The sequence below is a fragment of the Ensifer sp. Root278 genome (assembly GCF_001429285.1).
In the GTDB taxonomy this organism is placed as follows: domain Bacteria; phylum Pseudomonadota; class Alphaproteobacteria; order Rhizobiales; family Rhizobiaceae; genus Ensifer.
The window spans coordinates 193,303-214,414 of record NZ_LMJJ01000002.1 but is presented as its reverse complement, the minus strand read 5'-3'; the positions used below and the strand labels follow the sequence as shown (position 1 = coordinate 214,414).

General features: G+C 58.4%; 22 protein-coding genes and 4 pseudogenes. 15 read left to right on the top strand and 11 right to left on the bottom strand.

The window, feature by feature from the left end; translation table 11 throughout:
- The first annotated feature begins 57 nt into the window (after positions 1-57).
- Positions 58-1,788: an adenylate/guanylate cyclase domain-containing protein gene (locus ASE60_RS03980; protein ID WP_057248431.1), complete on the top strand. Its 1,731-nt coding sequence runs from the start codon at positions 58-60 to the stop codon at positions 1,786-1,788.
- A gap of 1,043 nt (positions 1,789-2,831) precedes the next feature.
- Here ASE60_RS03980 and ASE60_RS03970 read toward each other — a convergent pair.
- Positions 2,832-3,119, bottom strand: a pseudogene (locus ASE60_RS03970) (transposase); the annotation flags it as partial.
- 312 nt (positions 3,120-3,431) lie between these two features.
- A complete protein-coding gene (locus ASE60_RS03965; protein WP_057248477.1) occupies positions 3,432-4,331 on the bottom strand; it encodes a LysR family transcriptional regulator in 900 nt (299 codons plus the stop codon).
- Between the two features lie 107 nt (positions 4,332-4,438).
- On the opposite strand from ASE60_RS03965, the gene ASE60_RS03960 reads away from it, so the two are divergent.
- The 5 genes from ASE60_RS03960 (at position 4,439) to ASE60_RS35105 (ending at position 7,465) form a co-directional block, all read left to right on the top strand.
- A complete protein-coding gene (locus ASE60_RS03960) occupies positions 4,439-5,179 on the top strand; it encodes an SDR family oxidoreductase (protein WP_057248429.1) in 741 nt (246 codons plus the stop codon).
- A gap of 109 nt (positions 5,180-5,288) precedes the next feature.
- Positions 5,289-6,188, top strand: coding sequence for an SDR family oxidoreductase (locus ASE60_RS03955; protein ID WP_057248428.1), 900 nt, complete (start codon positions 5,289-5,291; stop codon positions 6,186-6,188).
- 114 nt (positions 6,189-6,302) lie between these two features.
- Positions 6,303-6,797 (top strand): DUF1097 domain-containing protein, encoded by a 495-nt coding sequence (locus ASE60_RS03950; protein ID WP_057248427.1) that lies wholly within the window; start codon positions 6,303-6,305, stop codon positions 6,795-6,797.
- Positions 6,798-6,870: 73 nt separating this feature from the next.
- Positions 6,871-7,140, top strand: a complete 270-nt coding sequence (locus tag ASE60_RS03945; protein WP_057248426.1) for a hypothetical protein — start codon at positions 6,871-6,873, stop codon at positions 7,138-7,140.
- 163 nt (positions 7,141-7,303) lie between these two features.
- Positions 7,304-7,465, top strand: a complete 162-nt coding sequence (locus tag ASE60_RS35105) for a Thivi_2564 family membrane protein (protein ID WP_176707576.1) — start codon at positions 7,304-7,306, stop codon at positions 7,463-7,465.
- A 268-nt stretch (positions 7,466-7,733) separates the two neighbouring features.
- Here the strand turns inward: ASE60_RS35105 and ASE60_RS33385 are convergent.
- Positions 7,734-7,973: pseudogene (locus tag ASE60_RS33385) on the bottom strand (leucine zipper domain-containing protein); the annotation flags it as partial.
- An 84-nt stretch (positions 7,974-8,057) separates the two neighbouring features.
- Complete coding sequence (locus tag ASE60_RS03940; protein ID WP_244495527.1) at positions 8,058-8,426, bottom strand: hypothetical protein; 369 nt, start codon at positions 8,424-8,426, stop codon at positions 8,058-8,060.
- 197 nt (positions 8,427-8,623) lie between these two features.
- On the opposite strand from ASE60_RS03940, the gene ASE60_RS03935 reads away from it, so the two are divergent.
- From ASE60_RS03935 to ASE60_RS03910, 6 genes are all read left to right on the top strand, one after another.
- Positions 8,624-9,019 (top strand): hypothetical protein, encoded by a 396-nt coding sequence (locus ASE60_RS03935; RefSeq protein WP_244495526.1) that lies wholly within the window; start codon positions 8,624-8,626, stop codon positions 9,017-9,019.
- Between the two features lie 105 nt (positions 9,020-9,124).
- Entirely contained in the window at positions 9,125-9,274 is a 150-nt protein-coding gene (locus ASE60_RS36165) for a hypothetical protein (RefSeq protein WP_327078044.1), read from the top strand.
- 351 nt (positions 9,275-9,625) lie between these two features.
- Positions 9,626-9,916 carry a DUF1488 domain-containing protein gene (locus ASE60_RS03925; protein WP_057248475.1) on the top strand — a complete coding sequence of 97 codons (291 nt, stop codon included), beginning with the start codon at positions 9,626-9,628 and terminating at the stop codon, positions 9,914-9,916.
- Positions 9,910-10,722, top strand: a complete 813-nt coding sequence (locus ASE60_RS03920) for a transglutaminase family protein (protein WP_057248424.1) — start codon at positions 9,910-9,912, stop codon at positions 10,720-10,722. Before ASE60_RS03925 ends, ASE60_RS03920 begins: the two co-directional genes overlap by 7 nt.
- A gap of 51 nt (positions 10,723-10,773) precedes the next feature.
- The gene (gene nhaA / locus ASE60_RS03915) at positions 10,774-12,087 is read left to right on the top strand and encodes a Na+/H+ antiporter NhaA (protein WP_057248423.1); all 1,314 of its coding nucleotides are present in this window, start codon (positions 10,774-10,776) and stop codon (positions 12,085-12,087) included.
- Positions 12,088-12,585: 498 nt separating this feature from the next.
- Positions 12,586-13,161 carry a DUF1003 domain-containing protein gene (locus ASE60_RS03910; protein ID WP_057248422.1) on the top strand — a complete coding sequence of 192 codons (576 nt, stop codon included), beginning with the start codon at positions 12,586-12,588 and terminating at the stop codon, positions 13,159-13,161.
- 461 nt (positions 13,162-13,622) lie between these two features.
- Here ASE60_RS03910 and ASE60_RS03905 read toward each other — a convergent pair whose 3' ends face one another.
- The 3 genes from ASE60_RS03905 to ASE60_RS03900 all read right to left on the bottom strand — a co-directional run bounded on the left by ASE60_RS03905 (position 13,623) and on the right by ASE60_RS03900 (position 16,084).
- Positions 13,623-15,401: an SLC13 family permease gene (locus tag ASE60_RS03905; protein WP_057248421.1), complete on the bottom strand. Its 1,779-nt coding sequence runs from the start codon at positions 15,399-15,401 to the stop codon at positions 13,623-13,625.
- Between the two features lie 160 nt (positions 15,402-15,561).
- Complete coding sequence (locus ASE60_RS36000; protein WP_113737019.1) at positions 15,562-15,684, bottom strand: hypothetical protein; 123 nt, start codon at positions 15,682-15,684, stop codon at positions 15,562-15,564.
- A 58-nt stretch (positions 15,685-15,742) separates the two neighbouring features.
- Complete coding sequence (locus ASE60_RS03900) at positions 15,743-16,084, bottom strand: hypothetical protein (RefSeq protein WP_057248474.1); 342 nt, start codon at positions 16,082-16,084, stop codon at positions 15,743-15,745.
- 516 nt (positions 16,085-16,600) lie between these two features.
- Between ASE60_RS03900 and ASE60_RS03895 the strand changes: the two genes are divergently transcribed.
- The 3 genes and pseudogenes from ASE60_RS03895 (at position 16,601) to ASE60_RS03890 (ending at position 17,427) form a co-directional block, all read left to right on the top strand.
- Positions 16,601-16,882 (top strand): hypothetical protein, encoded by a 282-nt coding sequence (locus ASE60_RS03895; protein ID WP_057248420.1) that lies wholly within the window; start codon positions 16,601-16,603, stop codon positions 16,880-16,882.
- 44 nt (positions 16,883-16,926) lie between these two features.
- Positions 16,927-17,117 (top strand): annotated as a pseudogene (locus ASE60_RS35450) (hypothetical protein).
- 49 nt (positions 17,118-17,166) lie between these two features.
- Positions 17,167-17,427 (top strand): hypothetical protein, encoded by a 261-nt coding sequence (locus ASE60_RS03890; protein WP_057248419.1) that lies wholly within the window; start codon positions 17,167-17,169, stop codon positions 17,425-17,427.
- A gap of 271 nt (positions 17,428-17,698) precedes the next feature.
- Here the strand turns inward: ASE60_RS03890 and ASE60_RS03885 are convergent, their stop codons facing one another.
- The 4 genes and pseudogenes from ASE60_RS03885 to ASE60_RS03870 form a co-directional block, all read right to left on the bottom strand.
- Entirely contained in the window at positions 17,699-18,436 is a 738-nt protein-coding gene (locus ASE60_RS03885; protein WP_057248418.1) for an NYN domain-containing protein, read from the bottom strand.
- Between the two features lie 134 nt (positions 18,437-18,570).
- A pseudogene (locus tag ASE60_RS03880) lies at positions 18,571-18,761 on the bottom strand (hypothetical protein); the annotation flags it as partial.
- Between the two features lie 9 nt (positions 18,762-18,770).
- Positions 18,771-20,405: a chaperonin GroEL gene (gene groL, locus ASE60_RS03875; protein ID WP_057248416.1), complete on the bottom strand. Its 1,635-nt coding sequence runs from the start codon at positions 20,403-20,405 to the stop codon at positions 18,771-18,773.
- A gap of 48 nt (positions 20,406-20,453) precedes the next feature.
- Positions 20,454-20,765, bottom strand: a complete 312-nt coding sequence (locus ASE60_RS03870) for a co-chaperone GroES (RefSeq protein WP_057248415.1) — start codon at positions 20,763-20,765, stop codon at positions 20,454-20,456.
- Positions 20,766-21,112: the final 347 nt, after the last annotated feature.

Here is a 21,112-nt window from a genome sequence, read left to right as displayed (position 1 = left end):
TCTCCGGATGATCCCAATACCATATGTACGAGTGAATTTCCTGAGGCACCTACCTCAATGGTCGAAGAACGCGTGCAGCGCCGTCTTGCCGCCATTCTGGCCGCGGACGTGGTCGGCTACAGCCGTCTCATGGAAGCGGACGAGCAAGGAACCCTCAAGGTCCTGAAGGCCCGACGGCGCGATATTCTGGCTCCCCTGATCGCGCGATATAGAGGTCGCTTGGTCAAGGTCATGGGTGACGGCGTTTTAGTCGAGTTCGCCAGTGCGGTCGATGCCGTCCAGTGCGCAGTCGATCTCCAGTATGGCACGGCCGAGGCCAACGATAGTTTGCCGGACTCCCGGCGGGTAATCCTGCGCATCGGCATCAATCTCGGTGATATCATCGTAGATGGTAGCGATCTCTATGGCGACGGCGTCAACGTTGCCGCTCGGCTGGAGGCATTGGGCGAACCTGGAGACATCTGCGTATCGGGCAGCGTTTACGATCAAGTCAAGCGGAAGGTGGAGACCGATTTTGACGACCTAGGCCAGAAGTCGTTGAAGAACATAGCTGAGCCAGTGCGCGTCTACAGGGTGCGGCATTCGGCAATTGCCGACCGGAAAGGCGAACCTGAGCCGTTGCCTCTGCCGTCAGAACCATCGATCGCCGTACTACCTTTCACCAACATGAGCGGCGACGCCGAACAGGATGTGTTCACAGACGGGTTGACTGAAGATCTCATCACCGATCTGTCGCGGAACGCCAGCCTGTTCGTGATCGCCCGCCATTCGACCTTTGCCTACAAGGGAAAGTCGATCGATATCCGGCTGATTGCCCGTGATCTTGGCGTCCGCTATTTGCTGGAAGGCAGCGCCCGCCGCGCTGCCGGTCGTGTGCGCATCAACGTTCAGTTGATCGATGCCATCAGCGGAAATCATCTTTGGGCGGACCGCTTTGACCGCGATCTTGAAGATATTTTCGCTGTGCAGGACGAGGTGACGGCCAGGATCGTCGAGGCTCTGATCGGCCGCCTGGTGACACAGCCGCCCCGTAGCCGGCCAAACAGCATGGAAGCCTATGATCTTTGCGTGCGCGGGCGTGGGCTGATTGGGATTTCGCCGGCGGCGGCGCGCGAATCGCGCGTTCTGTTGCAGCGGGCGATCACTCTCGACCCGGATTATGCGGAGGCGCATCGGCTCCTGGCATTTGATCTCTGGCAGGCTTGGGCGCAGTGGGGCGAGCCAGAAGTACCCAACCGGCTTGTGGCCGTTGCCATAGCTGAAAAAGCGGTGAAGCTCGACCCGAACGAGGCCGGCTGCCGCTTCGTCCTTGGCCACTTGCTGGCATATGAACGGCGCTGGCCCGAGTCGGATGCCGAGTTCGCGACCGCGCTCGAGATTGACCCGAATTACGCCGATGCCTGGGCGGACATGTCGGACTTTTCGGTGTTGAGCGGTAAGCCGGCCACCGCGGTTGAACAGGTCCAAAAGGCGCTCCGCCTGAACCCACATCCCCCCAAATGGTACTATTGGAATCTGGGGTTCGCGCAGTACGCCGCTTGCCAGTATAAGGCGGCAGTCGTCACGCTACGCAATGAGGCTACCTACCAAACAATTTCGCGGCGCGTGCTTGCAGCGAGCCTTGCACAACTGGGACGAACGGACGAGGCCCATCAGGAAGGCGAGCTGTTCATGGCGAGCAATCCACATTTCACAATCAGCCATTGGGTCGCTTCACAGCCCTTTCGAGATCAGGTCACGTGTGACCATTTCGTCGACGGATATCGCAAAGCAGGTCTGCCAGATTGAACGAGAGGTGAGCTCAAAAATCGATAGGGGCAGCGATTACATAGCGGTGCCCAGTTTCATCCTGTCGGGTGCGCCACTCCCTTAAAAGACCGGGCACTGCCGCCGCGAATCGGGAGATGGGTGAGGTCGATGTCAGCCGACAGCGCGGCCTGTCCCAGTGGAACAGCTTCATAGCGGTTCCACCTTTCAGCGCGAACACGTCCGTGCGATAAGTGGCAGTAGGTACACGAGAAGAGTGACCTGCGCGGCTACGGCCCACGGGCCATCAGCGCTCTTCCTATTCGCCTGGGCGAACTCTGGAGGCACCACCTTACGGAAGCGGGGATGTATGTGCCGTAATTCGCCATTACCGACGAAAGCGAGGAGTCCAGCTTTCAATCAGCTCGTCTTCGTCGCCATCTTCGTTAGGTTCGTCATCTTGCCCGTAGAAGACACGAGAATTATGAGTACCTTTCGATACCCACCAAGACCCACCGACTCCTCCGACACAGCCACCTTGGTGAAGCCACCGAGCCAATCCCGAAGGTCTGTCTCGTCGGCGATCCGGTCGCCGCTTCTCACGCGCGCAGGGTCTGAAGCCAGGCGGGCCGTAAGGCGCGTGCCCTTGCGCAGAAAGTCTAGCTTCGGAAGCGCCTTCCCAGGCAAAGCCCTTTGTTCCGCTTTTGGGCGCAGTGTGCCACGTGGTCCAATTGCAGGGTGTCCGCTTTCGGGCGGCCGCCATGATTAGTTCAACGGCTCAAATGGTGAAGGGTTTCGGGTGCCGTCAGGCGTACGAAAGCCTCTCATGCAGGAACCCGCGGTCGGCATTCTCTGAGCTATGGGCTTTTTGTGGATCGGCGCTTCCAGCGGACGGGAGATCGCAGCGACAGTTGTCAGTCCCGGCGGGTCCAGAGTGGTATTTGCCAGGGTTGTTGCCGAGATTTTCGTGGTGACTTGGAGCGCATTTGCCCGGCTGAACTCCATCGCCATAGGCAGTTGCGCAGGCCTTCCCGTTGGCCAGCTCTGCGTTGAGTAGACCATATGAATGGATCTGCCATGCCGGGTCATGACGCACTCTCCCGGTTCGTTGTTGCCTTGTCTGGCGGTCCACGTGGTTGCCGCCAGCGTTTGAATACCTCGATGACGATCATGCGTCCGCCGCAGCAGGGGCATGGCGGGCGGAAGTCATCCGGTTCGCCTGGTGTGCCGTTGTCGGCTGGTGCGGCGACGTGCAGGAGTTCGCGAGCGAGCGCGATGCTGATTTTTCGGGAACTGCCGGCGAGCAGACCGTAATGCCGGATGCGGTGGAAGCCGCGCGGCAGGACATCGAGCAGGAAGCGGCGGATGAACTCATACAACCTGTCCGCGACGCTGCATGTCACGCGTGCCGTCCTGCCTTCGATGATCGCACGGCGCCATGGCGCCTTTCTGATGGTAGTTAGTGGACAGGCTTTAGAAGGTCCGGGTTCATCATGAGTTTTCGGAGGATAAAATTGCCGAGATCCAGGCGGCTCCATTCTTCTCCCTCGCGACCGCGACCGATGATGCCGTCAGTTGTTCATTCAAGGGCGGTGAGCCGGGTTTTGTGAGAGACACCGGTCCCGCAACGTTGGAGTGGTCCGATTACACTCGATCCTTCAACCTGACAGGGCGTGCGGGGCCGACTATTCCTGGAGCCGTGCTTCACGGAAGACGCCGGCTAACCAGTCAATAAACACTCGGACCCGCGGAGACAATTGCCTGTTGCGGGGGTAGTAAAGTGACACTGGCGTAGGTGTGGGTGGAATGTTCGGTAGGACGTGGACCAACGAGCCAGCGTCGAGTTCCATCTGGGCGTGATAGCGCGGAATTTGTATCAGTCCGAGACCCTGTCTGGCTGCGGCAATGAAGCTCTCCGCGGCATTGACCGAAACGATCGTCGGAAGCTGACGATAGATGACTTTGCCGTTCACTGAAAACTCCAAAGGGATCAGTGTGCCGGTCGCTGATGACCGAAACCCAACCATGACATGCCCATCAAGCGCATCGGCGCTTTGCGGCGTACCATATCGCTTCAGATAGTCGGGCGAGGCGCATGTTACCTCTTCCAGCACGGCGACACGTCGTCCGATCATATCTCCGCCCTGTGGCTCACCAACACGCAGAACACAGTCGATGCCTTCGCGAACGAGATCCACAAACCGATCGCCTTCAGTCATGTAAAGTTCGATATCCGGATATGACTTAAAGAAAGAGGGAAGGTTCGGCATGACGAAGTGCCGCGCAAGCGTCCCATGTACATCAACGCGGAGAAGTCCTTTCGGGACCGCTCCTGCAAATGCTCCTTCCGCATCCTCGATGTCATCAAGGATTAAGATGCAGCGCTGGTAATAGGCTTCACCGTCGAGCGTTGAGCTGACATGCCGGGTTGTTCGTTGCAGAAGGCGCACCCCAAGGCGCGCCTCCAATTGTTTGACGGCATCCGTGACGGTGGAGCGTGGAAGCCCAAGATCCTCTGAGGCCGCAGTAAAGCTTTTGCGCTCCACCACACGGCTGAAAATTCGCATCGCATCCAGCCTGTCCATTGTTCGCTGTCCCCGCATAGTATTGGCGGATAATGCATGATTATCCGCAGAACGGATAGTGACATCTTCCTCCTTGTCAACAAGCGCTGAGCGCAAAGGAGAACAAAATGTCCATCACCACGAACCAGGTCGCCATCGTTACCGGCGCATCCCGCGGAATCGGCGCAGCAATTGCTGAGCGCCTTGCAGCCGACGGATTCACGGTTGTCATCAACTATTCGGGCAGTGCAGCGCCTGCTGAGGATCTCGTCCGCAAGATTGAAGCTAAGGGCGGCAAGGCAATCAGCGCCCAGGCTGATGTGTCCGACGCGATTGCAGTGGCTCGCATGTTCGACTCGGCGGAAGCCGCGTTCGGCCACATCGATGTACTCGTCAACAACGCCGGGATCCTGAAGACACTGCCCCTTGCTGAAACCAGCGACGAAGATTTCGACCGCCACTTCGCCATCAACGCCAAGGGCACCTTCAACACGATGCGGGAGGCTGCAAAGCGCCTCCAGAGCGGCGGCCGCATTGTCAACTTCTCTTCGACGACGCTGGCTCTGAACATGCCGGGCTACGCGGTTTACAACGGCACCAAGGCCGCCGTTGAGGCCTTCACCCACGTCTTCGCCAAAGAACTGCGTGGCCGCAACATCACGGTCAATGCTGTGGCTCCCGGCCCCATCGCGACCGAGCTGTTCCTGAACGGCAAGTCCGATGAGCTGGTCGCCCAGTTCGCGAAAATGCCGCCGCTCGAACGCCTCGGCCAACCGGACGACATTGCCAACGTCGTATCTTTCCTCGCCGGCCCTGACGCTGGCTGGGTTAACGGCCAGATCGTTCGCGCCAATGGCGGCGTAGCGTGACCTCGGTCGGTTCCCCAGATTTCAATCAGTGAGCCGGGCGGGTTTGAACACTCGCCCCTCCTTACCGCCCAACATTCCCCCAATCTGACAGATACGAAGGATAGTTCCCATGACTAAGCAAGTTATCGTCATCACCGGTGCCTCCAGCGGTTTCGGTGCCCTCACGGCCCGCGCGCTCGCCAAGGCCGGCCACACTGTCTACGCCGGGATGCGCGCTACCACCGGACGAAACGCCAAGGCCGTTGCCGACGCGGCGGCCTTCGCCAAAGACAACGGCGTCGACCTTCGCTCCGTGGAACTGGACGTCGGCTCCGACGCATCGGTAGAAGCAGGAATTGCCACGATCATCGCAGATGCCGGTCGCCTCGATGTCGTTATGCATAACGCCGGTCATATGTCCTTCGGGCCGGCAGAAGCGTTCACGCCGGAGCAGTTCGCCGAACTCTTCGACATCAACGTTCTGTCCACACAGCGCGTGAACCGCGCCGCACTTCCTCACATGCGCCGCCAAGGCAAGGGTCTGGTCGTTTGGGTCTCCTCTTCGAGCACTCGCGGCGGCACTCCACCGTATTTGTCTCCCTATTTTGCAGCGAAGGCGGCTATGGATTCGCTTGCTGTATCTTACGCAGCCGAGTTGACCCGTTGGGGGATTGAGACATCCATCATCGTTCCGGGTGCGTTTACCAAGGGCACCAATCACTTTGCTCATTCCGGCTCGCCGGCCGACACAGTGCGTGCAGCTGAATACAACGAAGGCCCTTACAAAGGCGTTCCGGAACAGGCTTTGCAAGGTCTTGCAGCGCTTGAGCCCGCCGATGCGGATGCCGGATCGGTGGCTGTCGCAATCGTCGACGTGATCGACATGCCATTCGGCAAGCGGCCCTTCCGTGTTCACGTCGATCCCTCACAGGATGGTGCTGAGATCGTCAATGGCGTTGCCGATCGCGTGCGGGCGGAAATGTTCCGCAACATCGGCCTGCAGGACCTGTTGAAGCCGGCCAATCTGTAAACATCGCAAACATTGAAGCAGTCCCAATCGTTACGGTGGGGCTGCTCCTCCAGATCGCGCACTATCACCTCCCGATTGCGGGTTTCCCACCACCGATGAAAACTGGAAAACGAGATGACTGACAAATCGAAAAACAAACCCATCCTGACGACCCTGAGATTCCATGCCATTACGCTAATCGCCGCCGTAGTTGCCGCGTTCGTGGCCACGTCTTCAGCAAGCCTTGGGTGGCCGGTTTGGGCAATGTTTATGGGATGGGTCGCGTTCTACACGCGTGGGCACTCTGCAAAGGACGCCTTCTGCAGCTATCTTTGCCTGGCGGCCGGAATAGCCATGGGAGTGGCAGCCGTGCTGGCAGTAGGAATGTTAGTCCCCGCGACTGGGCCATTGGCTTTCGGGATTGTCGTGTTCGTCGTTGCGATGATTGTTGTATCGCTGCGAGTGGCCGCTCCACTCAACAACATTCCAGCCTACTTCCTCGGCTTGATCACCTTCTTTGCAGCGCATCTCGAACCAGGTCTCCTCGCAGTCGCCGAACTCCTATCCGTCAGTGGTCTCGGTTCCGTTGCGGCCTGGTGGGCATCCCGCCTTCAGCGGCAGGTGGCGTAAAGGAACATTCCTCGCGTCCGGTCGCCGGCTGATTGGAGGCGAGGTCTCTCATCAAAATAGAGGATGTCGTGAAATGCATACCATCAAAGTCATTGCGGCGGGGCTCTTTGTTTGCGCCGGCATAATGCTGCTTTCCAAACTGTGGACGACAACAAAACCTTTGACGGGTGCAGCATTAAGCGTCTTCCTGGCCATCTGGTTGATCATTTCTGTCGTCAATCTTTGGATCGGTGTCTACCGTGCCGGCTATTCGATCGCAGAGGAACTTCCGATCTTCGCTCTCGCGTTTTCCGTTCCCGCCATCGCAAGTCTGTTTGCCGCCTGGTTTCTGATAGATAATTAGACCTCCGGGGACGGCGAAGGGTACGGCACCAACCTGGAGCTGAACGAACCTTTGTCGACGTGGCCTCGATGCCGCCGCGTCCATGCCGCTCTTCCCTTTATAGAACTCAGCCATATTTACACCTTCACTGCCGGAAGGCAGTTCCTTCAAAGGGACCTGGGGCATGTCCATCATAATCAGCATCCTGATCACGGCCCTTGTCATCGCCTTGGTGCTGTACCTCGTGCAAAAACTTCCGATTGACTCGACGATGAAGCAGATGGCTCAGATCGTCGTTGTAGTCGTCGGCATAGTCTTGTTGCTCAGCTCGCTGGACGTATTCTGATCAGTGCACGGGGCTTGCCACTACTCGACTCAGCCGACGCCACCGGCCGGGAGTTGCTCTCAGCCCGCTTTCCCGCCTTTGCGGTGCGGATTGGCGAAGGCGTCAACAAACCTGCGCGCCAGCCGGGGTTGCAAATCGCAAAAGGCTCAATTGTCGAACTGCTGAGCCGGTGCTTGAGACCGAGGTGACGGCAAGCCCTGGCGAAGGCTTTCGATCTGTAGCAGGAGCCATAGCACCTACGGAAGGAGCGAGTGGACGCCGCTGAGACAACGGTGCGCTCGACGACAATCCTTCCGGTCTGGCGCGGCATGCGGCCCGGCCGCGACGAGCGGTCCGCCATGCCGGCGCGTCCATCGCACTGGTAGCGCTCGATCCACCGCGCCACAATCTTCGCCGACACGCCGTAGACCTGCGCCGCCTCGGCCTTGGAAAGACGGCCTTCGCTGACCGATCGTGCCATCTCCTCTCGACGCAATGGCGCCGAACGGGCGTTCTTGTGGATGTTCATTCCGACCCTCCGGTGCGTGCTGAAGCCTGGTAACTCCAGTCTCCACGGTCCGCTCCGAACGGACAGCCTCCTGAAAGCTCACAGCTAGAGCAACTCATTCCGGTCCTTGGTCGCTCTTGCCCGCCGCCTTCTGCCCTGCGTGTCATCACCACTCCTGCCTTGAGTTTCGCTGCGCGGCGCGCCGCCTTCATTATCCCATTCTTCAAGCGAACCCCTCCTCCGCGCCGCGGAAGCAGGATCCGGAGTGTCGACGTCAAAACCCGCCACGGATGCTTCGCTGGTGATTGCATCCATGAGATCCGTGTCTGAAATATCCAGATCAGGGAATACGCGCCGCACTGCACCTAGGGCTTCAGACGTCGCAAAAGGCCGGGCTTCTTTCTGACACGCGCTCAGAAAGGCGCCGATCGCCGCGCGCACCTCAGGCGATATCGTTCGGGAGTGCTTTCTCATCATCACCTCCCAGTGCATGAGGCCTCTGAATCTAAACGCCGCCTGCGTCTCATAGTTCCTGGTTCCTGGCGAACTGCTACCGCCGGCGCAGACGGATGGGAGGCCTTCAAGCAGCAAACCGTGCGGATTAAGGGAGTGAATTGTATCCAGTTGAGACCTCTCCTTACTGTCGGCCGAAAACAAAGACGCCGAGGACCTTGTTTAAAGCCCATTTGAGGCCAATGATGAAAGCTACAGATATTCTGCAGCGCAATGGCAACCCGACCCGCCGCGACGCAGCAACACATCTCTTTACCGTCGGTCAAGCCGTTCGGCTGAAGGGCGAGCATCGTGGATCGGCTCTGCCAGCGGACATCTACCACTTCACCTTCATGCGCCCGCCGAGCGACGGTTCGACGCAATACCGCATTCGAAACGACGACGAACGTCATGATCGGGCGACGACGAAGGGCAGGCTCGAACCGGTGTGCATGGCGTCGGCCGATGACGGCGCAACTCTCACCGAAAGGATGTTCGGTCATGGCCAACGGACAGAAACGCAGCAATCGCGAAATCAGAAAGCCGAAGCAGAAAAAGGCTTCGCCCAATCTTGAAAGCCAGTTCGGCAACCAGGTCAGGGCCGCCGCGACCGCCAAAGCATCGTTCGGCAAGGGCAAGCACTGACAATACGACGCTTCTGCAGAACGGAGAGCATGGCGATGAAGATCGTGATTGAGTTCTACCGGATCCGAAATGTGGACGACGCGCATGCGGTCCTCGACCGCGAGAGCGTGGAAGCTGCCGATCTCGACGAGGCGATAGAGTTTGCGCTGGAGCTTTCGAGGACGCTCGACATGCCACAGCCATGACCATCGCCGACGGTGATGGAAGCACGATCCATTCAAGCAGGCTCGGCTCCATCGAAAATCTTGATGAAAGGCCACCATCATGAACGCTCGCCGCAATGAAATTGAAGCCGGGCGACATGCACTTGCGATCAGCATTTGGGAAAATGAAGGTGGGACGTCAGCACCCGAGCTAATGGATCATCAATACGGCCGCCACATTGAAACGGATCGCCCCTGGAGGATCTATCACGTCTCCATAGGCGCACCGGCGCCTGTCGACGACAACCTTCGCTATATAGAGCGGCGGATAAAGCGGATCAGCGTATCGGCACCAACGCGGCCCGCGTCGCGCGAAACAGAGGTTCGCTAATGATGACGCTGTTACTTCCGTATCCGAGCCGCAGCGTCGATGAAAAGCGAAACGCCGTCCGCTTCATCGGCCATGACGGTATGTTCGAGGTGCGGTTCTTCGTCGAGGCCGAGGCGCTCGTGATGGCGGATGCCGAATTGGGCAGGTCGGAAATCTCGGAATCGAAGCTCCTTACTGCTTTCGACGCGTTGCGCCTTTCCATCTACAAAGTCGTACGCAAGGCCTATTCCAGTGGCCGCGATTCCTACACACTGACCGCCGCCGATTTCCGCCAGGATGGATTCAGATGCTGATCCGCTACGGCTATGAGATCACGCTGAACTTCCAACAACCGACCGCGTTGGTATGCCTGCTGTCGGTCCACGAGGATCGCGCGGCCGATATCCGGGTTCCTGAAACGATATTCACCGCCCCCGATGTGCCGACATCGACCTATCGCGATCTCTTCGGCAACCGATGCCGGCGGCTTGTCGCGCCGGCGGGCGACCTGACGATATGGGGCGATGCCACAATCGAGGACGACGGCAAACCGGACAAAGTGCTGCCAGCCGCCCAGGAGCTCCCAGTGCCGGAGTTGCCGGACGATTGCCTCACCTACCTCATGGGCAGCCGCTATTGCGAAACCGACCGTCTCAGTCAGAGCGCTTGGGACATGTTCGGCACGGTCGCGCCCGGTTGGGGTCGTGTGCAAGCGATCTGCGATTTCGTCCACCACCATATCCGCTTCGACTACATGCAAGCCCGGTCGACGCGGACGGCCTTCGAAGTCTTTCATGAGCGCATTGGTGTCTGCCGCGACTTCGCACATCTTGCGGTCACGCTTTGCCGCTGTCTCAACATTCCCGCGCGCTATATCAACGGTCATCTCGGCGACATCGGCGTCCCGGTCTTCGACCCGATGGATTTCAGTGCCTGGTTCGAGGTCTTCCTGGACGATGGATGGCACACGTTCGATCCGCGCAACAATACGCCGCGTGTCGGCAGGATCGTGGTTGCGCGCGGCCGTGACGCGGCCGATGTCCCCCTCATCAACTCGTTCGGGCCACACGTCCTCAAGTCGTTCCGGGTGTGGACTTATGAGGTGCCGGCCTTGCAATAGCCCGCTGGGAACATTGCCAGTCGCGATCAAAACGCAGGAGCGGTTCACGGCATGAAGGACAGCCTCTCACAGCTTCCCAGGGAACCCGCAGATCGGCTTACTAAGCCATTCATGCGATTCCTCCGCATTGAGGCTACGGCGGGCCTTATCCTGCTGCTCAGCACGCTCTTGGCGCTGGGCCTCGCAAACACAGCTTGGTCGTCGTCGTTCCTCGCCTTATGGGAGATGTCCGCGGGCGTCAGAGTTGGCGACATCGAGACCTATCGTTCTCTGAAGCACTGGATCAACGACGGGCTGATGACGCTCTTTTTCTTCGTCATCGCCCTTGAGCTAAAGCGCGAGCTGGTGCTGGGGGAGCTACGCAATCCGCGAATAGCCGCTCTACCCATCGCCGCCGCTCTCGGGGGAATGGCTGTGCCGGCCGGACTGTTTTCGCTGCTTGTCGGCGGCGGGCCGGGTGCGAGCGGCTGGGGCACTGTGATGTCCACGGATACGGCCTTCGTCATCGGGTGCCTTGCGGTGCTCGGTTCGCGCGTGCCAGGGAGCTTGCGGCTGTTCCTGCTCTCACTTGCGATCTTCGATGACGTCGGCGCCATCCTGATCGTGGCGATCGGCTATGGCGAAGCCTTGAATTGGGTCGCACTCGGAACCGCCGGTCTCGGCCTTGCCGTCGTAGCTGGAATCGCGCGTCTGGGCATCCGCAGCATTCCGGTCTATTTCGCGATAGGTGGCGGCATCTGGCTGGCATTCGACGCATCGGGCGTCCACGCGACGCTCGCCGGAGTGATTCTTGGCTTAATGACGCCGGCGCGGAGGTGGGTAAGCGACACCCGCCTCCATGCGATACTCGACCGGGTGATCGCTCATCCGCCCGGCGACCATTGGAGCCGCGACACCGCGGCACGCAGCGACCTCCATCGGGCAGACGTCGCGACCCGCGAGGCACTGTCGCCGATCGAGCGCCTCGAGATTGCTCTCCATCCCTGGGTCGCATTCGTGATCATGCCGTTTTTTGCCCTCTCAAACGCGGGCGTTCCGATAGGAGACGCAAACTTCGACATTCCCCTCACGATCGCAATCTTTGCCGCCTTCGTGGTTGGCAAGCCTGTTGGCATTGTGCTCTTCAGTTTCCTCGCTGTGAAACTGCGCTTTGGAACTCGTCCAGACGAGCTATCGTGGAGTCTGTTGGCAGCCGGAAGCCTGCTGGCCGGGATCGGCTTCACCATGGCTCTGTTCATTGCCGACCTTGCTTTCGAGCCCGAGCTTCTGAACTCCGTCAAGCTCGGCGTTCTCGGCGCTTCCGTCATCTCGGCAGCCCTGGGTCTCCTGGCATTGACCTTGCTGACGTCTCCTGGCAGACGGTAGTCCCAGTTCGCTCCGTCGGCGGGCCCCTTGCCGATCTGCGTTCCGGCCGGCCCCACGGCCGTTATGGTCAGGACCCCCACGCCGCAGCAGGATGCCGATCCGCGTTCTATTGTCTGGATCGGCGATTGCCTGCCCTCAACTCGCGATAGACGCGGCGGCATAGTAGCAGCCCGTCTTCGCGATGTTCGAACAGCCACTGCCCCTCGATCGCGGGAGCATGAGGGCAGTTCATTCGGCTAAACCTCACAGAGTCCGGATTACCTGATTGAAAAGCGTAGTAATATTCCGATTGTGACGTGCTGGTCTGCGCGCCACCTTCCGAACCAGGCTCGGGATCCTTCCTCCTTGCGTGGATCGTCGCCAACCTGACGCAAGAGCTGGGTGGAGTAATGGTTCAAGCTTTGGAGTGACCGTTGTGCATGCGACTGTTGCTCCGTTGCGGAACCAGCGATTTGGTGAAGGCTGCAACTGGTGGGCGCCGGAATCGTGGAGGAAGGTATGTCCAGGGAAACAGAAGAGAACATCGACGAACGGCAAGAGATTGCCGACCGTGCGAGCCGCTATTTGGGAAGGCCGGCCGCGTTGCTTACGGATCGGGAACGCGCGGTTTTTCGACGCCATCTCGCCCGACGCGCAATAACGCGGGACCCGAATCGCTCTTTTGACGAAAAGCTGACGTCCGGGCAACGTTTGGCAGACAAAGTGGCCGAGTTCGGTGGCTCGTGGACCTTCATCATGACTTTCGCGCTAGTACTCGCGCTGTGGGTCGGAGCGAATGTACTTGCAACTACCCGCGCCTTCGATCCTTATCCCTTCATCTTTCTCAATCTCATTCTATCGATGCTGGCAGCCGTTCAAGCACCCGTGATCATGATGAGCCAGAACAGGCACTCAATCAAAGATAGGGTCGATGCGACACACGACTATGAGGTTAACCTGAAGGCGGAAATTGAGATCATGGCGCTGCATGACAAGGTGGATCAGATGCGCGACATTGAACTGAAATCCCTGATTGACAAGCAGCAGCAACAAATCGAGCTGCTGGCAGGACTTCTCATCAATCGCAGCAAATAGGTCGTTGGCGCATGTCACTCAGATAGTCATTCGGACAAATGACAATTCCCTTGGCTACCTTGGGTCGAACAGGTGGACCGCAATCAGCAAGGCCCATGGTTTGAGACATTCGCTAGCCTGCAAAGAACGAACTCACAAGCGCTTCACGGCCCGTCACTTGTCCATGGTCATGGCGAGAAAATGGGAAGCTATCCCGGTGGCTTCTCCTCCGCGCCCCAATTAAGGGCACCGGGTTCCCACCAATCCATCGGTGCCGTACTCCGCATGAATTCAATCTTGCTTCCCGGCGTCGGAAAGCTGAAAATTCGGCGCTCTCGGTCTTATCGTATTTCTATTGGGCGGACACGGCGGCATTGGCGCCTCGGCGTCGTGGCGATCGATCTGCTCATTCTGGTCCCGACGGGCAGACTTTAGGCTGACGCCACGGTGAACCTGAAATCGGAATTGAAACGACGCTTGCACTAAACGGGCGGCCAAAACCACAGGATCAGTGGCACGCCGATTAAGACCACAATGAGCGAGAGCGGCAGCCCCAACTTCCAATAGTCGCCGAAGCGATAGCCGCCGGGGCCCAGCACCAGGGTGTTGCACTGGTGTCCAACAGGCGTGAGAAAGTCACAAGCCGCCCCCACCGCGACTGCCATCAGAAATGCATCCGGATTGTAGCCAAGGCACTGAGCAAGGGTGACCGCGATCGGGGCGACTACGAGAACGGTGGCTGCATTGTTCAGAAACGGGGTTGCTGCCATTGCGACCACCATGATCATTGCAAGGGCCCCATAGGGGGGCAAGGTGGTAGCAAGTTGAGCAAGGCCTCCGGCGATAAGGTCGGCACCACCGGTCGCACGGATCGACTCGCTGACAGGAATGAGAGCGCCCAGCATTATCAGGATGGGCCAATCGACAGCCTCGTAAGCTTCCCGAAGCGAAAGTGAGCCGAGCAGTACCGTCAGCACAGCAGCCGTAAAGAAGGCCGTGGCGACGGGCAACAGGCCGAATGCCGTTAGCACCATGGCACCAGCCAGGACCACCACCGGAATCAGACCTTTTCGGGGATTCCCCAAGCGGATTTCGCGCCCGGCCAACGGAAGAAGACCGAGTTCCATCAACCTGTTCGGGAGAAGCACGAGATCGCCCTTCAAAACGAGAACGTCGCCTGATCTTAACACGATGTCGCGCAATCGATCAGTGAAGCGCTCGCTGCTTCGGCTTACTGCGAGCAGATTGATGTTGAAGCGATCATGCAGCGCCAAACGCTTGGCGGTTTGCCCGATCAAGACTGATTTCGGGCCGATCACCGCCTCAATTCCTGCAATTTCCTCGTCGGTTCCCTTCGCTTCCGTGGGGCGGTCGTGCCCCTCCAGTTCCAGACGTGCACGACTGATGCCTCGCTCGAGCGCCTGAGGGTCTCCCTCCAACAGAACGATATCCCCTTGGCGGAGTTCGACGTCCGGCAGTGGAGTCACGCGCTCGACCCGATTGCGAATGAGGCCAGTGACAAGGACCTCCTCGTCCAACAAGATCGACAGGTGGCTGATCGACTTGCCGATGACGGACGAAGTGGCAGTAACACGCGCCTCTGTCATGTAGTCCTTGATGTTCAGCGCCTTCTCCATTGTCGCGACCGCCTTGCGTTCCTTGGGAAGCAGCCGGTAGCCAAACGCCAGAAAGACTGCTCCCGCTGCGGCAAGCCCTATGCCGACGGGGGTGAAATCGAACATGTTGAATGGGCGGCCCGTCAGTTCCTCGCGCATTCGGGAGACGACGATGTTCGGCGATGTGCCGACGAGGGTCATGAGCCCGCCAAGCAAGGAACCAAACGCCATCGGCATGAGAAAAGACGAGGGGGAAGCTTTCGACCGGCGCGCCATCTGGAATGCGACTGGGATCATCATCGCCAGTGCGCCGATGTTCTTAATGAAGATGGAGAGAACCGAGACAGTCGTCACGAGAATGACAACCTGACCCTGCACAGAGGTCACGCTGGGCGCCACCCGATGGAGCAATGCCTCTAAGACGCCACTGCGCTCAATCGCGGCGCTGACGACAAGCGCGCTGGCTACAATGATGACAATATCGTCCCCGAAGCCGGAGAACGCTGCCTTGTGCGGCACGATACCGGTGAAAACTGCGGCAAGCAGCGCGAGAACTGCAATGAGGTCGTAGCGGAGCCGTCCCCATATGAAAGCGACCATCAGGCTGATCAGAATGGCGAATGCGAACGCCTGAGCCTGTGTCATGGATAAAGTCCCGACCTACTCTTCCCAATGCCAGGTCCATTTTACTCGCCTGGAAGAGCTAATGTCGGGATAACTTACCAGCCTCATTCAACAGCGCGGCACCTCGAAAGTCCGTCCAGGATGTTTTCCAGCTTCGTAGAGCGGATGCACGTATAGACGACTACAGGATGCTTCCGAACAGGACCGAATAGACAATCACAGCAATCGCCAGCGTAAACGCAAGCGATACGGACAGGCGCGTGAAATCGTAGGTACTGAAGCGGGCGGGGATGAAGTTTTTCATTGTGATCTCCTATTTTCCGTTCTGGTTGGTCTACCTATTACGCGGCGTCTGCTGCGCTTCAGGATAGTGAGCGACGGCAGCTCGTGCTGACCTTGCCGAGGATGTCCGCTGGAACTTGGATATCGGTCATAATGGTTGCTACCAGTTCGTCGCGCTTCGCACGATTGTCGTAGCCTTTAAGTGCTGCGAGGTCCGTGCTGCTGGCAGTTGCCATTCGCCCTGCCGCACTTGAACAGATGCCCGCAAGCGCAGCCACTCTGGCCTCGTCGGACGCCTGAGTGCTGGCAGTCGTGGTGGTAATCCATCCTGCATTGAAGCCGATGATCGGCGCGGCGATAAGCCCGACAACTAAACCAATCGCGTAGGGCGTTGTCCGTTCAAGAATTTGATCGAGTGTCATGATTGCATTCCCTCTAATCAGGTGATTATCGGGATCGTTGCAGGCCCGCGCTCCGACCAGGAGCCAATGGTAACCCAGATTTTTTACAGTGCGCTTTAAAAGAATTAATGTAAACAACCAATTAAAATCCTCATTCAAGAATATATTTCAACTAATTATCGTGCGTGATCTTGGGCCGAAAACGACAAATTTCGATTTTATCAGCGCTACTATATTTATAAATTCCGAACATTTTTTTCGCTAAAACAGATTTTCAATCAATAAACATAGTAAAGCCGTTTTCAAGGCATACAGATTTATGATGGTTTTGAGGCCAGCTTGGCTTTTTGCTTCATCAGAGGCAGTAGGCCCGCCAAACTCACCAATCTCGATTCCGCATGTTCAGGTGCGGGGGCCGTCGTTACGAGCGTCGTCCGATGAGGCTGTAGCGACGGTAGCTGTTCGCGCTGCTATTGGCGGCAAACGGCCGATCCTGGCTGAATCTCGCCGACGTATGCCACAGAAAAGGAGGGCAGCATGTTTGCCCGGACGAAACATCGAACAGTCCATTTCGACCAACCATTCTGGATGCCAAAGCTCGGTGAGATAGTGGCTCCTGGCGACTACCAAGTCGATGAGGACGAGGAGTTGATCGAAGGCATCTCGTGGCTCGCCTATCGCCGTGTGGCGACCTTTATCACGATACCAGCCACGGCCGCGAACAAGTACCGAATGCGTCTGGTAGCGATTGATCCCGAGGAACTTGAACGCCTCATAGCCGTCGATCGCCACGAAGCCGCAATCTCGCCGTCACCCTAACCGTGACCGCAACGTTAATGCGTCAGCATTGATTCCCGATCGGTCTGTTGGCGCGCCTTAAAGATCGCGCAAATATTTCACCCCGTCCGGCGGAAACGATCACATCATCGCCAAACTCCCCTTCACGGACAACTCGCCTCGGTATCGCATCCGCAATGATGAACTCGGCCAAGAGCGGGTGAGCAACGAAGATAATCTGCGGCCGATTGAACGGGGCATGACGCCCGATAACTGAGCAGCGTCGCCAGTCGTGGCACAGGCGACCGCCGCAAGGAGGGCCGCAGATGAAAAGCAAACACGAAGAACACGCGCTCGTCATCAGCGCATGGGAATCCGAAGGGGGCGCGCCGAACAGATCCGGACAGCTCGATCAGTATGGTCGCCGTTTCGACGGAGACGGAACCTATTCGATCTATCACGTCTTCACGGGAGAGACCGCAGAAATAGGCCCTTGGAAGATGGAGGGGCTCAGCCCTAAAAATGCGGTGCGGGCGCTGCGTATTCTCAATACCCCCAAGCTGGCCGGCGATCGCCTCCACCTGTGAACAAACACCCGTAGCGCTTTTTTTGACGGGAGGCCCCGCGGTACGGCGCGTCCTTAACATACCGTCGGCTGAAGCCCAATTATGTCGGAGATCGCTACTCCATGCTGCAGAGCCCGCTACGGAGCTGATACGGCCGTTTGCACTCCCAGGCGTTAGCGGAAGAATCGATATGTGCATTCTCAGGAATACTTGATCTCTGAACCCGGCGACCGCAACGGCTGATTTTGGCGTCTGGTGCGAATTTAGGTTGGAGGGCGTATGCCTGCAATCGCTACTGGGCCTTGGTTCCTTGCTTCAGGCGAATGCTGACGGGTCTACCCTCCGCCTGCTGGACCTCGAACTTGTTTGTTTTTCGGATGAGGTCGCTGAGCTTTCGAAACCCGAAGGTACGCGGATCAAAGTCTGGTGCCAAGTTGAGCAGTTGCTTGCCAACGGTACCGAGGTTTACCCACCCTTCCTCGGTTTCTTCTTGGGCAAGAATTTTTTTTATCAACGGCACGGCGGCGCTCACCGGTTGCAAAGACTTTGCGGCTGATCCGGCATTCTGTTCGTCTTTCACCGCGCCTGGGAGCAGGTTCTCAGTGTAGATGAATCGGCGGCAGGCCTGCCGGAAGCTCTCCGGAGTCTTTTGTTCGCCAAAGCCAAAAACGTCGATGCCCTGCTCGCGAATACGGGCGGCCAGACGCGTGAAATCGCTGTCGGACGAAACGAGGCAGAAGCCATCAAAACGACCACTATGCAGCAGATCCATGGCGTCGATCACGAGCGTGATATCTGAAGCGTTCTTGCCGGTCGTGTAGGCGAATTGCTGCTGCGGAATGATCGCGTGTTTCGCAAGCACATCCGCCCATGCCTTGGAACGCGTGCCCGAGAAATCGCCGTAAATGCGGCGGACGCTGGCCTCCCCGATCTTTGCCACCTCTTCGAACAACCCGTCGGCGATCTTTGCCGAGGTGTTGTCGGCGTCGATAAGGACCGCAAGGCGTGGTGATCGAGGCTCAGACGGCATGCTTTGCTCCTCTCGTCCAATCGTCTAAGCTTAGCAGCCGCTTCGCCATCGCACTATCCGGCTTTCCAGCCAGCACTCTTGTTCGCCCGCATCAGTGCCATCAGCATTGGGCCGAGCGAGAATTCCCCTCGCCGCGCCGCTGCGCGTGACGTGCCGCCCGTCACCCAGCCGCCCCAGCTGAATCCGATGATCATTGTGGCGACCGCCGTGGCGACGCAGGCCCATACAAGAAACTCTTGGATTGCTGGTAGCTCTCGAAACGCTGGGCGATCGAGACGGTTCTGTTTGGGCTCCGCCGCCCAGCCGTGCTGACCGAACGATCCAGGCACTGTTCTCAGTATCCCATCCCACCCATGCCGCCGTTACCGGCCGGCCGGGCGGATTCTCTTGAGGGAATGTCGGCGATCATCGCTTCGGCAGTGATCAGAAGTGCCGCGATTGAGCCGGCGTCCTGCAAAGCGGTCCGCACGACCTTCGCCGGGTCGACGATGCCCGCTTTGATCATATCGACATAGGTCTCCGTCTGCGCGTCAAAGCCCTGATCGTGATCCCTGCTGTCGGTGAGTTTTCCCACGACGATCGAGCCTTCGACACCGGCGTTCTCGGCGATCTGCCGGATCGGGGTTTCAAGCGCCCTGAGCACGATCGAGATGCCCGCTGTGACGTCCGCATTCGCTCCCGTCAGTCCGACCAGGACCGACCTGGCGCGCAACAGGGCAACACCACCGCCAGGAACAATGCCTTCCTCAGCCGCGGCGCGCGTGGCGTTTAGGGCATCGTCGATGCGGTCCTTCTTTTCCTTGACCTCGATTTCGGTCGCGCCGCCGACGCGGATTACCGCGACGCCGCCGGCGATCTTCGCCAGGCGTTCCTGCAGTTTTTCTTTGTCATAGTCGGAGGTCGTCTCCTCGATCTGTGCCTTGATCTGCTGGATGCGCGCCTGGATGGTCGCTTTATCGCCGGAGCCGTCGATGATCGTGGTGGTGTCCTTCTCGATCAGCACGCGCTTGGCGCGGCCGAGCATGTCGAGCGTAACGTTCTCGAGTTTGATGCCGAGATCCTCGGAGATCATCTGGCCGGCCGTGAGGACGGCAATGTCTTCCAGTATGGCCCTGCGGCGGTCGCCGAAGCCCGGCGCCTTGACGGCAGCGACCTTCAGGCCACCGCGCAGCTTGTTTACGACCAGCGTCGCCAGAACCTCGCCCTCGACATCCTCGGAGAGGATCAGCAACGGTTTGCCGCTCTGCACGATCGCCTCGAGTATCGGCAGCACCGCTTGCAAATTGCCAAGCTTCTTTTCGTGGATGAGGATGTAGGGGTCCTCCAACTCCACGCGCATCTTCTCGGCATTGGTGACGAAATAGGGCGAGAGATAACCGCGGTCGAACTGCATGCCCTCGACAACGTCGAGTTCGGTCTCGGCAGTCTTGGCTTCCTCGACGGTGATGGCGCCTTCATTGCCGACCTTGTCCATCGCCTTGGCGATCATCTCGCCGACTGTCGCGTCGCCATTGGCGGCGATGGTGCCGACTTGCGCAATCTCGCCCGAGGACTTGACCTTCCTGGCCCGCGCTTGGATTTCCTTGACGACAGCAGCGACACCAAGGTCGATGCCACGCTTGAGATCCATGGGGTTCATGCCGGCGGCGACGAGCTTGACACCTTCGCGCAGGATGGAGGCAGCGAGCACAGTCGCCGTCGTGGTGCCGTCACCGGCGAGGTCGTTGGTCTTAGAGGCCACCTCGCGCACCATCTGCGCGCCCATGTTCTCGAACTTGTCGGCCAGCTCGATTTCCTTGGCAACGGCGACGCCGTCCTTGGTGATGCGCGGCGCGCCATAGGCCTTCTCGATGACAACATTGCGGCCCTTGGGACCCAGCGTCACCTTGACGGCGTTGTTGAGCAACTCGACACCGCGCAGCATGCGATCGCGCGCATCCGTGGAGAATTTGATTTCCTTGGCAGACATTATGTTCGTCCAGTTCGGTCGTGAGGTTGTGGGGTCGGAAATCGACCGTCAGGCAGCTTTGTTGGCCGCGACGGTCTTTTCGACGATGCCCATGATGTCGGCCTCGTTCATGATCAAATCCTCGCCGTCGATCTTGACATCGGTGCCGGACCATTTGCCGAACAGGATCGTATCACCGGCCTTAACGTGGAGCGGAATCAGCTTGCCGCCTTCATTACGCGTGCCTAGATCAACGGCGATCACCTCGCCTTTCTGCGGCTTTTCCTGGGCAATGTCGGTAATGATGATCCCGACCTTGGATTTGAGATCGCCTTCCGAGCGCCGGATGACGACGCGGTCATGGAGTGGACGGAATTTCATGGAGATTCTTTCTGCGGTCGGCGCATAGGGCGACTGCAATCCTTACATAGCACGATTGGCACTCGATTGATAGGAGTGTCAAGAAATATTATTTTACACAAGGAATAATATTGTAAAATATAAGACGATAATCCTGGCCAAGACGGCGCGGGGTAATTCTGGGAGTTATGCGGATATTACTTTACACACAACACATTTTTATTTGTCTAACTAAAACTTTTTTAATATCTCTTCGTAAAAAACCTTGACTACGCCTTTGAGTGGACCCCAATCGACTCGTGGAGGTGGGAAAGCCGAGGCACGAAAAGGCTCCACCCACGGCCGAGAAAAACTGGTCTTGCCGGTGC

Excerpts from the sequence above, each read along its gene's own strand:
- ASE60_RS03980 (WP_057248431.1), top strand. The coding sequence starts at position 58 with ATGGTCGAAGAACGCGTGCAGCGCCGTCTTGCCGCCATTCTGGCCGCG.
- ASE60_RS03940 (WP_244495527.1), bottom strand. The coding sequence starts at position 8,426 with ATGAGAAAGCACTCCCGAACGATATCGCCTGAGGTGCGCGCGGCGATC.
- ASE60_RS36000 (WP_113737019.1), bottom strand. The coding sequence starts at position 15,684 with ATGAAAAACTTCATCCCCGCCCGCTTCAGTACCTACGATTTCACGCGC.
- ASE60_RS03895 (WP_057248420.1), top strand. The coding sequence starts at position 16,601 with ATGTTTGCCCGGACGAAACATCGAACAGTCCATTTCGACCAACCATTC.
- ASE60_RS03965 (WP_057248477.1), bottom strand. The coding sequence starts at position 4,331 with ATGGACAGGCTGGATGCGATGCGAATTTTCAGCCGTGTGGTGGAGCGC.
- nhaA (WP_057248423.1), top strand. The coding sequence starts at position 10,774 with ATGAAGGACAGCCTCTCACAGCTTCCCAGGGAACCCGCAGATCGGCTT.
- ASE60_RS03900 (WP_057248474.1), bottom strand. The coding sequence starts at position 16,084 with ATGACACTCGATCAAATTCTTGAACGGACAACGCCCTACGCGATTGGT.
- ASE60_RS03920 (WP_057248424.1), top strand. The coding sequence starts at position 9,910 with ATGCTGATCCGCTACGGCTATGAGATCACGCTGAACTTCCAACAACCG.
- ASE60_RS36165 (WP_327078044.1), top strand. The coding sequence starts at position 9,125 with ATGAAGATCGTGATTGAGTTCTACCGGATCCGAAATGTGGACGACGCG.
- ASE60_RS03910 (WP_057248422.1), top strand. The coding sequence starts at position 12,586 with ATGTCCAGGGAAACAGAAGAGAACATCGACGAACGGCAAGAGATTGCC.
- ASE60_RS03945 (WP_057248426.1), top strand. The coding sequence starts at position 6,871 with ATGCATACCATCAAAGTCATTGCGGCGGGGCTCTTTGTTTGCGCCGGC.
- groL (WP_057248416.1), bottom strand. The coding sequence starts at position 20,405 with ATGTCTGCCAAGGAAATCAAATTCTCCACGGATGCGCGCGATCGCATG.
- ASE60_RS03955 (WP_057248428.1), top strand. The coding sequence starts at position 5,289 with ATGACTAAGCAAGTTATCGTCATCACCGGTGCCTCCAGCGGTTTCGGT.
- ASE60_RS03890 (WP_057248419.1), top strand. The coding sequence starts at position 17,167 with ATGAAAAGCAAACACGAAGAACACGCGCTCGTCATCAGCGCATGGGAA.
- ASE60_RS03925 (WP_057248475.1), top strand. The coding sequence starts at position 9,626 with ATGACGCTGTTACTTCCGTATCCGAGCCGCAGCGTCGATGAAAAGCGA.
- ASE60_RS35105 (WP_176707576.1), top strand. The coding sequence starts at position 7,304 with ATGTCCATCATAATCAGCATCCTGATCACGGCCCTTGTCATCGCCTTG.
- ASE60_RS03905 (WP_057248421.1), bottom strand. The coding sequence starts at position 15,401 with ATGACACAGGCTCAGGCGTTCGCATTCGCCATTCTGATCAGCCTGATG.
- ASE60_RS03885 (WP_057248418.1), bottom strand. The coding sequence starts at position 18,436 with ATGCCGTCTGAGCCTCGATCACCACGCCTTGCGGTCCTTATCGACGCC.
- ASE60_RS03870 (WP_057248415.1), bottom strand. The coding sequence starts at position 20,765 with ATGAAATTCCGTCCACTCCATGACCGCGTCGTCATCCGGCGCTCGGAA.
- ASE60_RS03960 (WP_057248429.1), top strand. The coding sequence starts at position 4,439 with ATGTCCATCACCACGAACCAGGTCGCCATCGTTACCGGCGCATCCCGC.
- ASE60_RS03950 (WP_057248427.1), top strand. The coding sequence starts at position 6,303 with ATGACTGACAAATCGAAAAACAAACCCATCCTGACGACCCTGAGATTC.